Here is an 11,358-nt window from a genome sequence, read left to right on the forward strand (position 1 = left end):
GACAGGTAGGTACGAAATCGCGATATCACGTGGCGTAGTAATCCAGATACCAACGCACGAAATTGGCCACGCCTTCTTCCACTGATACCTTTGGCCGATAGCCTACGCGGACGACCAACTCAGAAACGTCCGCCTCCGTATCCGGCACATCTCCCGCCTGCAGCGGAAGCATCTCCATCCGTGCCTTGCGGCCCAAGCACTGCTCCAGCACCTCGATGTAGCGCAACAGCTGCACCGGCTGCTCGTTGCCTATATTGAAGATGCGGTAGGGAATGTTGCTGCTCGCCGGATCGGGCGCATTGCCATTCCATTCAGGGTTTGCTGTCGGCACTTGATCCAGGGTCCGGATCACGCCCTCTACGATGTCATCGACATATGTGAAGCTGCGCTTGTGATGACCGTGGTTGAACACCTTGATCGGCTCGCCGGCGAGTATCGCCTTGGTGAACAGGAACAACGCCATGTCCGGCCTGCCCCACGGCCCATACACCGTGAAAAAGCGCAGGCCAGTGCTGGGAATGCCGTACAGGTGCGCGTAACTGTGCGCCATCTGCTCGTTCGCTTTCTTGGTCGCCGCGTACAGCGTCAACGGATGCTCGGTGGACTGATGCTCCGAAAACGGCATCTTCGTATTGGCACCATAAACCGAGCTGGTCGATGCGAATACCAGATGCTCAACACCATGGTGTCGGCAGCCTTCCAAGATGTGCAAGAAGCCGGTCACGTTACTGCTTACGTACACATGAGGGTTTTCAGCCGCATACCTGACGCCGGCCTGCGCGGCGAGGTTGATCACTCTCTGGGGCGCGTGCGTGGAGAATGCGGAGTCCACTGCTGGACGATCTGCCAGATCAGCATGGATATGCGTGTAATTCGGATGATCCATGAAGCGCGACAAGCGCGCCTTCTTCAGATTGACGTCGTAGTAGTCACTGAGGTTGTCTAAGCCGACGACCTGGTCGCCCCGCTCAAGCAACTTGATTGCGACATGGGAGCCGATAAAGCCAGCAGTGCCTGTAACAAGAATTTTCATTGTGACGCCCTTAGTGAACGTGCGGGACTCTCGTCGACCGCAGACTTATCCAGCGGCTCTTGGGACTCAAGCATCTGCACGATGTGCGGAACCAAAAGGATCGCCCCTCTTTGGCTCAAGTGGTTTGAGTCGCGATAAATCGCGACTCCATCCCGGCTTATCGCGCAGTCCGGCGAACATAGCCATGCAGCCACATCTACCAACAACGCACTTGCTGGCAGGCCTGTGCCGACGGTTTTGTAGAAGCTGGCGTTACTTCGGTGAACATCGTCCAACGTGAGCGCTTTGGATAAATCCCGCCCATTTATGCCTTGCTGTGCCAAGGCAAGTGCAACATCCGTTGGATAGGTTGGCACGGGACCAAGCACTATCACGCTCCGACCCGAGGCAACTAGCGATGCTACCGTCCGCCGCAAAGCCGGGGGAGACAATTGCACGTTCCCGGTTGTGATGCCGTCTTCCTTCGCGAGGGCGATATTACTGTCCGAGAAGTACTTGGCCCAGAACCCCGCAATAACAACGGTTCTGATGTTGGGCTTAGCTTCCAGAGCCGCGAACACCGCGAGGTTCTGGTCACGGCAAGCGGGATCGCTGAGGTTTTCGAGATTTAGGAGGGGTGGACAGGCGGAGTTGGGGGCAAGAAATGCGGACCTTCCAGTTTTCCGTAGCGCGGCTTCCATAGCTGGGGCCCACGCCAACATGTGGCTGTCCCCCCACAGCAGCACGTCGGGCTTCACTCCAGGCGCGCCGATTACGCAGAGATGCTCGCCCTCACCCATAATTTTGGCTTCGCAATTTTTGTAAATGGAACGCTCTATGCGCACCTGATCAAACGCAACCACACCCGGCTCAAAGCGGGATTCAATACCCCGAGACTGTATGCCAAAGAAGCAAATTGCAGTCAATGCAATTGCGAGGGCAGCGCCCAATTGCAACGGGACCCGATGACCGTATTCCTTGCCAAGACTTCGAAAGGGCTGCTCAATGAAATGATAGGAGGCGCTTGCAACGAGAATGGAGGCAACGAACAGGGCGGGGATCCAAGGCCGCAATGGCTCGAGGCCGGTCCAGAACCTCGTAAATACGATCAGCGGCCAATGCCACAAATACAAAGAATAGGAAATCAGACCCAAGTAGACCACGGGTCGCCACTGCAGCAACTTACCAACCAGTGTGGTTGAACCACCACCCACATGAATCAGCAGCGCCGTACCCAGCACCACGGGCACCGCCGCAATTCCCGGAAATGCTGTACCGGTGTCGTAAGCAAAAATTGGCACCACAATGGCAAGTAGGCCCAAGACCGCAACGCCTTCCCGCAACCAGTGGCCACGCAGCTGCGGCACAACAGCAACCGCCAGCATCGAGCCTATCAGCAGCTCCCATGCGCGGAACGGCAGCAGGAAAAATACGGCGACGCTGCGCGAGGGCAGCAAGACCGCAGCGGCGAGCAACGAAACCCCCGCAACAACTGCAAGGACCGGAAACAGCCTTTCTTTGGCAACTTTGGCGATCAACAACAGAAGCAAGGGGAACATCAGATAAAACTGTTCCTCCACGCCCAATGACCACATATGCAACAGCGGATTCAGCTTGGCATCGGCGGCGAAATATCCCTCCAGCAAATCGCGCCAGAACACGATGTTTGCGGAGAACAGTACCGTACCCAATGCACCGCGAAGCGTGGCTAAGTAATCGGTTGGCAACAGCAGGAAATAACCCGCAATCAATACAGCGGCAAGCACGGCGAATAGTGCGGGGAATATCCGTCTAACTCGACGCTCGTAGAACCGCGTGAACGTGAAGGTGCCACTGGCCATTTCGCGGTGAATGATCTTGGTGATGAGGTAACCAGATATCACAAAGAACACATCGACGCCGACATATCCGCCCGGAACAGAACTCGACGAGAGATGATGCAGAACCACCGCCAGCACGGCGACCGCCCGCAAGCCATCGATATCGCGCCTATATTTCATTGACGTTTCAGTCATCGAAGCCTATCCACCACGTTAAACCATCGCGCAGGCCGTCGGAGAATGGGCGTCGGCTGCGCTTCGCTAAGGCAACTAGAACGAATATCGGAGCGCACGAATTCGTCCGCGTTAATAATCAATACTGTCATTTGCTTGAGACAAAAGTGACGGCAGTGGACAGTGAACGTCCGCGCCCAATCCCGAAGTACGCGAGGCCGGCCGACTCAATTTCTATCGGGTCGTAGAGATTACGCCCATCAAACACGATCCCGTCGCCCAACTCGGACTTCAGTAGCGCGAAATCCGGGCTACGGAACTGCTTCCATTCGGTGATGACAACCAGCGCATCGGCACCCTGCAACGCAGAGGCCGCCGATTCGCACAGCAGCAAATCATCGCGTTCACCGAAGATCCGTTTGGCCTCATGGTGGGCCTCGGGATCAAACGCACGAACCTTGGCACCCGCGCCCCACAACTGCTCCAGCAGGACCCGGCTGGACGCGGCGCGCATGTCATCGGTGTTCGGCTTGAACGCCAGCCCCCACACCGCGAAGGTCTTGCCGGCGATGCCGCCACCGTAGTGGCGCTGGATCAGCGCGAACAAATGGCCCTTCTGGGTTTCGTTCACATCCTCGACGGCGCTGAGCAGGCGTGCATCGTAGCCATGTTGCTGGGCGGTGTGGACCAGCGCCTGCACGTCCTTGGGGAAACATGAACCGCCGTAGCCTGCGCCAGGGTAAATGAATTGCCAGCCGATGCGCGGATCCGAGCCGATGCCGTGGCGCACGTGCTCGATGTCGGCCCCCACACGCTCGGCAATATTGGCCATCTCGTTCATGAAGCTGATCTTGGTAGCCAGCATGGCATTGGCAGCGTACTTGGTCAGCTCGGCCGAGCGCACGTCCATCACCACGATGCGCTCGTGATTGCGGTTGAACGGCGCGTACAGGCGCTTGAGCTTTTCTACAGCAGCAGAATTGTCTGCGCCAATGACGATTCGATCCGGACGCATGCAATCCTCGACCGCCGCCCCTTCCTTCAGGAACTCTGGATTGGACACCACGTCGAATGCGACTGCTTCGCCTCGCGAACCCAATGCTGCCGAGATCGCCTCACGAACCTTGTCGGCGGTACCGACAGGAACCGTGGATTTGTCCACCACAACGGCAGGGTTCGAGATTGTTTCTCCAATCGTCCTGGCCACAGCAAGCACATACTGCAGGTCCGCGCTGCCGTCCTCGTCCGGCGGGGTACCGACCGCGATGAAGATGATCTCCGCGCGGCGGACCGCGCAGGCGGCATCGGTAGTGAAGTGCAGACGTCCGGCCGCATGGTTGGCCTTGACCATCGGCTCCAGGCCAGGCTCATAGATCGGAATGATGCCCTGATTGAGTCCTTCCACTTTTGCCGTATCGATGTCGACGCAGGTCACGTTGTGGCCCACTTCGGCCAAGCAGGTTCCGGTCACCAAACCGACGTAGCCGGTTCCAAAAATAGTTACATTCACAAAAAATTATCCGACTTTGGGCCTGATCGGCCGATCAGGAGTTGTTGCGGTGGCGGCGAGTCAAAGCAGGAGGGCGCTTGCATTCGGCCGCTGGAATTCACTGGTCAAGCTCAGAGCCGACCGTCGACTGCGTCGCGCGGGAGGACGTATTTCACGTCATAGAGAATCGACTCAGGCTTGCCATAGGCGCGAATGCCTGCGGCGCCGAGTTCCTTGAACTCGTCATGCCCCACCGCCACGATCACCGCGTCATACACGCCCTGCTCTGGCGATGTGACTATCGACAGCCCGTATTCGTGATTAGCCTCGGACGCATCTACCCACGGATCGCAGATATCGACCTGCGCGCTGTAACCGTTGAGCGCGCCGACGATATCGACCACGCGCGTATTGCGCAGATCCGGGCAGTTCTCCTTGAACGCCAGGCCCAGCACCAGGATGCGCGCGCGCACCGGGTTGATGCCCTTGTGCACCATCAGGCGGATCACTTCACCGGCCACGTACGCGCCCATGCCGTCATTGGTGCGACGGCCGGCCAGGATCACGTCCGGGTGGTGGCCCACTTCCTGCGCCTTGTGGGTCAGGTAGTACGGATCCACGCTGATGCAGTGGCCGCCCACCAGGCCCGGCCGGAACGGCAGGAAGTTCCACTTGGTGCCTGCGGCTTCCAGCACTTCCAGCGTATCGATGCCCAGCTTGTTGAACAGGATGGCCAGGTCGTTGACCAGGGCGATGTTGAGGTCGCGCTGGGTGTTCTCGATGACCTTCGCGGCCTCGGCTACCTTGATGCAGCTGGCCTTGTGGGTGCCGGCGGTGATGATGCTGGCGTACAGCGCGTCGACGAAGTCGGCGACCTTGGGCGTCGAACCCGAAGTGACCTTGAGGATGCTGGTGACCCGGTGTTGCTTGTCGCCCGGGTTGATGCGCTCGGGACTGTAGCCGGCGAAGAAGTCGGTGTTGAACTTCAGGCCGGAGAACTTCTCCAGCAGCGGGATGCAGACTTCCTCGGTACAACCCGGGTACACGGTGGACTCGTAGACCACGGTATCGCCGCGCTTGAGCACCTTGCCCAGCGCCTCGCTGGCCTTGATGAGCGGGGTCAGGTCCGGGCGCTTGGCCGCGTCGATGGGGGTGGGCACGGTGACGATGAACACGTTGCAGGCGGCGATGTCTTCCAGCTGCGCACTGAAGGTCAGGCGGGTGGCTTCGGCCAGCAGCTCGGGCTCGACTTCCAGGGTGGCGTCGTGGCCGCGGCGCAGCTCGTCCACGCGGGCGGTGTTGATGTCGAAACCGACCGTGTCGTACTGTTTGCCGAATTCCACCGCCAGCGGCAGACCTACGTAGCCCAAGCCGACGATGGCTATGCGCGCCTTGTCCAGCGCGAGCGCGTCTTCAATACTCAATGTGATTATCCCAAGAGAAACCGGCCAAGGGGGCTGGCGGACAGCGCGACATTATATAGAGGTGCCGCCACAGCGACCGGGCGAAACCGGCCCTAGCAGCCCGGATAAGAACTTTTCGGGGGTTTCTGGGGCGGATCACGTACATGCAGTGACAGCAGCCGCCCGGACTTGCTTCTCCAGGACAGGCCGCTGTTCATTTCCAAAGCATCGTTCAGCCATCGGGCAGCGGATCTCGGGAGACGCTGTCAGACCGGTGCAGGAACGCCCTTGACGCTGGCCACGCCAGCCTGCGGTCGCCTTGCACCGACGGCCAGACGCCTGGCCACCACGATTCCGGCCAGCAGCCCGGCCACGGTCATCAACGCCGGCGTACGCAGCGGATAGTCCACCAGCGAGTGCAGCAGCAGCACCATGCAACCCAGCCAGGCAGCGACCGCAACGCCGCGATCGGCCGTATTGCGGGTGCGGCGCGGGTAACAGGCCAGCAGCACCCCCAGCACGGCCAGCAAGGAGGCAAGCCCCGCGACCCCGCTCTCCAGCCACCACTGCGCGTATTCGTTATGGGCATGGTTGAAATAGGACCGCTGGAACAGCGAGGCCGGCGCCGACTGGTCGAACCAGGCGACGAAGCTGCCCAGACCCGCTCCCCAGGGGGCATGGCCGGTGCCCATGGCGGCCGTGGCTTGCGCGGCGGACCAGCGCACTTCCTCTTCCATGTCATAGCGCAGCCAGCCGATGGCAACAGCAATTGCACCGACGGCCAGTCCGGCCAGCAGCAGGCGCGTGACCCAGGCTCGCGGCGCGGAGGTCGCCGGCCGGCGTCGCCCCCCACGCACTACGAAGGGCACGGCCACCAGCGCCAGCACGGCCAGCAGGAACGCGGCCCGGGAGCCGGTCAACGGGAGCGATGCGAGCAACAGGATCCCCACCGCAGCCAGGCCAAAGCGGAGCCAGCGCGGCAGGGACGGCTCATCACGCCCCCAGTCATCCAGCAACATCGCGACAATGGCCACCAGTGACAGGGCCAGCGCGGTGGCCTGGTGGTTGGGATTGGCGAAGAATCCTCCCAGTGCCGGGGACCATTCCGGGAAAGGATTGAGCAGGCTGTCCTGCGGGGCACCGAGTTGCAGGTAGCCGAGCAGCAGGCTGGTGGCGCTCAACGCGACCATCAGCAGCAACAGGGCGCGCTGCTGCCGCACCGGCACTACCAGCATCGCCAGGAAAACAGCCAAGGCCGGCAACAGCGACCAGAGCCCGCGCTCGGAGGCCAGGGGTGACAACGACCAGAGCTGGCGGGGTGCATCGACCCCGGCCGCGTGCAGGTCGCGGGCCAGCGCACTGCGGACGTCAACCGCTTCCCACACGCCCGTTGGCAGCGGCAGTTGCTGCACGGCCACGGTCGCTACGACCAGCAGGGACGCGCCGATCGCCGCCCGGCGCATGGCACTGCCGGGGGTGGCCTGCAGGACCAGCGCGGCCCAGACCAGCAATGGCAGCGCCAGCCACTGGGTCAGCGCGTCGCCGAAGCCGTAGTCGGATGCGCCGCCACCGGTGACGAACGCCAGCGCCAGCACTGCCGCCACGGCGAGGTGGCCGCGACTTTCGAAACGTGCGGGCGAAGGGTGGTCGTGCTGGTTCATGGGCGGGTCCGTGGAAGTCGACTGTCCATTGTAAGAGCGGGCTTGCCCGCGATGCTTCACGGATCAACCAGTCAAGGCCAGGGGCTTAAGGAGCGAGGCCCGCGCCCCAAGGGTTCGAACGCGGTGATGGGTGAGAGCTTCGCGGCTTGCGCCGCTCCTACAAGGGCGGCCAAGGTGGCGGGAGAAGCCGCAGGCGCGGGTACCCGTAATGAAAACGGGGCCGGCCTTTCAGCCAGCCCCGTCGGGTTCAACCTAATTTGTGGCGTCTGGCGCCCGGAGTTGCAGGCCTTAGCGGCTTACCGGCTCGTCATCACCGCCACCGCTTACCGCCGCTGCAACTGCTGCTGCGCCAAGACCAATGGCTGAAATCATGGTCCAGTTGTGCATGTCGTCGTCGGCGGTGACGGTCTTCTTGCAGTCCTCTTCCACCACGTACACGCCCGGGGCGCTGTACTGGCGGGCGCAACCACCGGGGTAACGCACCACGGCCGAGGCCTTCTCGGTGATCATCACGCGATCACCGGCAGTCAGCACCTGGCCGTCCTGCGCGGCTGCGAAATCGCCGCCCTGGCTGGTCATGACGACGCCGTTCTGCACGCTGAGGGTTACGGGGGCTTTGGCGGCCGAAGCGGCGGCGGAAAGGCCCAGCGCAAACGCAATCGTGGCGAACAGCGAGACAGACTTGGTCATGGAATTCCCTTCAGGCATGCGCGAGGCGCGCAGGCGTACGGGAGAAGGATACCGGAGGCGGCCCGGTTACTCAACCCGGACCCGACCCATGGACCAGCGGCGCCATGCACCGCCGGCCATGGCTGAACGGCTTAGCGACTGACCGGAGGGGGTACGAAGTCAACCTTGTCCATGTTCTCGAGCAACGCTGCGGTGATGACGACACCGCCGGCGATTTTCGCCGCACTGGCCCAATCGGTACCTGCCACAACGGCCTTGGTGCAATTGGCTTCGACCACGTACACGCCCGGAGCGGTATAGGTGCGCGTACAACCCTTGGCGTAAGTGACGGTGGCGGCGGACTGCTCGGCGACCATCAGGCGCGAGCCGGCCACCAGAGCCTGGCCGGTCTGTGCGGTGGCGAATGAGCCGCCTTCGCTGGCCATGATCGTGCCCTGGTCAACACGCAGGGTAGCGCTGGTGTCCTGGGCCGAAGCGGTGGCGGCAGCCGTCAGGGCAAACGAGGCAGCGAGGAACAACGTGGTGAATCGGGTCATGCGAATTCCTTTGGGCTAGCGACTGATGTAGCTACGTAAAGCGTATGGGAAGGAGAGGTTACAGCGTACCGACGTGTGACTCAAGGCAAATTACCGCTGCGGCTGAATGGCAACCTCGTCCAACCACACTTCGCCCGAGACTTGCTGGATAGATCCCGGCGGAGCTGGATTGCGCAATCGCAGCCATTGTCCCGGACAAGCGGTGAATGGAATATTCACTTCCATGACCAAGGCCCGCCAGCCAAATGTCCCCTCGATCGACTCACTGATCGCCGCCGGCTCACGGGCTCCCATGCAGACGATGTTCCATTCCAGCCCACGCTCGCTGCGCAGAGCATCGCCGCGCATGCGCGCGCTGAAACGATAGCGGCCCGGCGCCAGCAACATGGGTTGTTCCAGACCGATCCCGGCAGCCGGACGGCCGCGGAAGGCGGCATGCGCGGTGAGCCCGCGGGCGTTGCGGTCGGGGACGAAATCCACAGACACGCCGGGAACGCGCGTCAGGCGCCAGTCGAAACCGCGATTGCTGACCGGCTGCTCGAAGCTGCCGTTGTAGACCAGCGGCAGCGCCCCGCCCTGCAGTTCCAGGGTCCCTGCCCAGCGTCCATAGGCCTCTCCCCAGCGCCCCTGGCGGATCAGATAGGCGATCCACTCATCGAACTCGACCTCATCCAGGCCGCCCGCTGCACGCAGGGCTGCAAGGACGTGATCGGCGCCGCGCGGATCCTTGGCTCGTTGCAATGTCGTCAACAAGGCGACACGCCATGGCGGCCGGCGCTCAAGCACACGGGCCAGCTCGGCGGCGAAGTCCGGATCGACCGCCAGCTGGCCCAGCACGGGCATCAGCGTAGATCCCTGCCCCGGCGAAGTACGCAGCAGGATATCGATGTGCCGGAGCGCTGCCGGATAATTGCCGGCTACCAGATAGTGCTCGGTAAGCCAGGCTCGGGCACGCAGGTCCCGAGGGCTGCGACGGGCGGCAATCTCATACAGGGTCAGGGCCCTGTCGGGGTGCCCTTGCTGCGCTTCGGCTGCAGCGAGGATGCGGAATGCGCGCCCTTCCAGTGGCTCGGACGCAAGCAGGCGGCGGGCGCTGCCGCGCGCCTCATCCAGCTTGCCTGCGGCTAGCTGTTGCTCGGCGAGTGCAAGCAACGCCTGGGCATGGGCCGGGTCCCAGCGCAGTGCGCGCTGTGGATCGTCCGTGGCCCAACGCCCGGACTGGGTGATGACCAGAATGCGCCACGCTGCAAACAGGGCGAACAGCACCAAGACCGAGGCCAGCAGCCAGGCGCGCAGGCGGCTCATGACAGGCTCCTGTGCTGCAGGCTTTCCACCAGCCACATTCCGTCGCGCCAGACAAACTCAGCGCTTACGTCCATCGACGTGCCGGCGCGCTGGAGGCGCGTGTGCATGCGCGCCTGCCCGGCGCTTATCTGCTGCCACATGGGCATACCCACGCGGACACGCTTGCCCTCCAGTTGCGCACGCAGAAGCGCCGCGCCGTCCTGGACCGACACGCTTCCCCAGATCGGCGGCGCGGGCCCGCGACTCCCGGCCAGGTAAGCGGTGAGCTCGGAGCCGCAGCGAAGCAGCAGTCGCAACTGCTCGGGGGAGATGGCCGGAGCCGGCGTGGACGCGCCAGCAACGGGTGCGGACGAGGTGGTGCGGGAGGTTTCTGCGTAAGTGGTGTTGGCCAAGGGCGCCCGCGTGCCCCCTGATCTGTCTTCAACCCACTCGGTGTAAGCGGGCCGTCCAGAGCGGGGCCTGGATTGTTCAGCCGCTGGCCCGGGTCGGTTGGGACCCGATGCGCCTGGCTTGGCCCCGGTCGATGCCACGAAAGCACGCGCGTTCCCAGCTGCCTGACGATTGCCAGTTGGCAGCTCGGCATGGGGCGCAGGCTGCATCAATACGGCCGCCCGCTCCAGGTCGGCTTCCACTGAACCAGCGACACCGGCAGGCTGCGCCTCACTACTCTCCTCCACGCCCCATTCCGGTGCCGGAGCGCCGGCCTGGCGATCAACCAGTACGGCAAGCCATACACAGCATGCGACGCCAACACCCACGGCGAGCCAGCCGAGCCCGCGGCGCTCCTCGAACGGGGACGCACGCCATTGGCTGACCAGCTGGCGTTGGGGAAAAGCCTGGGCGAGTTCAGAGGAAAGTGGTTGGCGCCCCTCATAGGCGGCACGGCGCTGCGGTGAGCGCAGGTCGCCCCAGGCTGAATTTATGCGCGTGGCGAACACCGATTCCCAATCGTTGCCGCGGCGATCGGGGTGCAGCCACTGCTGCAGGTGACGGTAATGAAGCTTGATCTGCGCAGCGTCCGCGGCCGGCGAGACACCGAGGACACGGTAGGCATCGGCGCCGGCGAACAGCAGGATCTCGCGAACGTAGAAGCGCGCGGCTTCCAGCACCTGTTCCGGTGCCTCGCCGCGATTGGCAGCCGCTCGCGCGACCCGCGACGGATCGCCGGCGGCCAGTTCGATCACCTCGCCGACTCCGTCGGGCAATGGTCTCTGGCGCAGTACGCCACGCAGCGAAGGCGCCCGCAACAGGGCCAGTGCGACCTCGAG

Annotated in this window: 9 protein-coding genes; all 9 read right to left on the reverse strand. The window is 62.9% G+C overall.

Annotation, left to right across the window (positions count from 1 at the left end; genetic code table 11):
* Positions 1-25 precede the first annotated feature (25 nt).
* Entirely contained in the window at positions 26-1,033 is a 1,008-nt protein-coding gene (locus DT603_RS07715; protein ID WP_162349289.1) for an NAD-dependent epimerase, read from the reverse strand.
* On the reverse strand, positions 1,030-3,027 hold the full coding sequence (locus DT603_RS07720) for an acyltransferase family protein (RefSeq protein ID WP_162349290.1): 1,998 nt from the start codon (positions 3,025-3,027) through the stop codon (positions 1,030-1,032). The genes DT603_RS07715 and DT603_RS07720 overlap by 4 nt, the downstream gene beginning before the upstream one ends.
* A gap of 127 nt (positions 3,028-3,154) precedes the next feature.
* A complete protein-coding gene (locus DT603_RS07725) occupies positions 3,155-4,516 on the reverse strand; it encodes a nucleotide sugar dehydrogenase (RefSeq protein ID WP_162349291.1) in 1,362 nt (453 codons plus the stop codon).
* 110 nt (positions 4,517-4,626) lie between these two features.
* Positions 4,627-5,895 carry a Vi polysaccharide biosynthesis UDP-N-acetylglucosamine C-6 dehydrogenase TviB gene (gene tviB, locus DT603_RS07730; protein WP_162349415.1) on the reverse strand — a complete coding sequence of 423 codons (1,269 nt, stop codon included), beginning with the start codon at positions 5,893-5,895 and terminating at the stop codon, positions 4,627-4,629.
* Positions 5,896-6,164: 269 nt separating this feature from the next.
* Positions 6,165-7,559 (reverse strand): O-antigen ligase family protein, encoded by a 1,395-nt coding sequence (locus DT603_RS07735; protein WP_162349292.1) that lies wholly within the window; start codon positions 7,557-7,559, stop codon positions 6,165-6,167.
* Between the two features lie 288 nt (positions 7,560-7,847).
* Positions 7,848-8,249, reverse strand: coding sequence for a hypothetical protein (locus DT603_RS07740; RefSeq protein ID WP_162349293.1), 402 nt, complete (start codon positions 8,247-8,249; stop codon positions 7,848-7,850).
* Positions 8,250-8,380: 131 nt separating this feature from the next.
* On the reverse strand, positions 8,381-8,785 hold the full coding sequence (locus DT603_RS07745) for a hypothetical protein (protein ID WP_162349294.1): 405 nt from the start codon (positions 8,783-8,785) through the stop codon (positions 8,381-8,383).
* Positions 8,786-8,875: 90 nt separating this feature from the next.
* The gene (locus DT603_RS07750) at positions 8,876-10,051 is read right to left on the reverse strand and encodes a tetratricopeptide repeat protein (protein ID WP_162349295.1); all 1,176 of its coding nucleotides are present in this window, start codon (positions 10,049-10,051) and stop codon (positions 8,876-8,878) included.
* 35 nt (positions 10,052-10,086) lie between these two features.
* Complete coding sequence (locus tag DT603_RS07755; RefSeq protein ID WP_162349296.1) at positions 10,087-11,274, reverse strand: DnaJ domain-containing protein; 1,188 nt, start codon at positions 11,272-11,274, stop codon at positions 10,087-10,089.
* Positions 11,275-11,358: the final 84 nt, after the last annotated feature.

It is taken from the genome of Pseudoxanthomonas gei (genome assembly GCF_010119615.1).
GTDB classification, from domain to species: Bacteria; Pseudomonadota; Gammaproteobacteria; order Xanthomonadales; family Xanthomonadaceae; genus Pseudoxanthomonas_A; species Pseudoxanthomonas_A gei.

Excerpts from the sequence above, each read along its gene's own strand:
- DT603_RS07715 (WP_162349289.1), bottom strand. The coding sequence starts at position 1,033 with ATGAAAATTCTTGTTACAGGCACTGCTGGCTTTATCGGCTCCCATGTC.
- DT603_RS07735 (WP_162349292.1), bottom strand. The coding sequence starts at position 7,559 with ATGAACCAGCACGACCACCCTTCGCCCGCACGTTTCGAAAGTCGCGGC.
- DT603_RS07740 (WP_162349293.1), bottom strand. The coding sequence starts at position 8,249 with ATGACCAAGTCTGTCTCGCTGTTCGCCACGATTGCGTTTGCGCTGGGC.
- DT603_RS07745 (WP_162349294.1), bottom strand. The coding sequence starts at position 8,785 with ATGACCCGATTCACCACGTTGTTCCTCGCTGCCTCGTTTGCCCTGACG.
- DT603_RS07720 (WP_162349290.1), bottom strand. The coding sequence starts at position 3,027 with ATGACTGAAACGTCAATGAAATATAGGCGCGATATCGATGGCTTGCGG.